The organism is Exiguobacterium sp. UBA3968, assembly GCF_002385115.1.
Taxonomy (GTDB): domain Bacteria; phylum Bacillota; class Bacilli; order Exiguobacteriales; family Exiguobacteriaceae; genus Exiguobacterium_A.
Genome location: NZ_DGCW01000013.1, coordinates 367 through 944, shown reverse-complemented (window position 1 = coordinate 944; position 578 = coordinate 367). Strand labels below are relative to the sequence as shown.

Annotated in this window: 1 protein-coding gene; it reads left to right on the top strand. The window is 50.7% G+C overall.

Annotation, left to right across the window (positions count from 1 at the left end; genetic code table 11):
- A partial coding sequence (locus B3S86_RS15255; protein ID WP_290754308.1) for a G5 domain-containing protein occupies positions 1-578 on the top strand: 578 nt, incomplete at both ends.

Below are 578 nucleotides of genomic sequence, written 5' to 3'. Positions count from 1 at the left end.
GTCAAGTAAAGGATCTACTTGCAGAGCGCGGTATCAAGAAAGCCGACACGGATGATATCTATCCGTCTTCTAACGCTGTATTGACGAGTGGTATGACGGTGCGGTACCGCGAAGCTTTTCCCGTTGATCTCGTCGTCGGGGGAAAAGCCCGACAACTCTACACGTATGAAACGACGGTCCGCGAATTGTTAGAACGGGAAGGAATCCGTCTTCAAAAGGAAGATCGGGTCGCTCCAAATCCCGATACCCGCGTGACGGAAGGGACGTTGATTACGGTCAACACGACACGTCGTGCGACGTTGACACAGGATCAACTCGTTCCGTTTGAGATCGAAGAAGTCGAGGATCCGACCTTACCGGAAGGCGAGCAACTGGTGACGACATCAGGTCGTCCGGGTGTCCGAACGAAAAAGTATCAATTGACGTTAGCTGACGGTCTTAGTAAAGAGAAAAAACTGATTGATGACCAAGTGACACGGACGCCGATCAAACAAGTCGTCAAAGTCGGGACAAAACCGATTGAGACACCAATCGAAGCGCCCGTCTTCAACGAAAAACAAGCGACTAATCCGCTAACT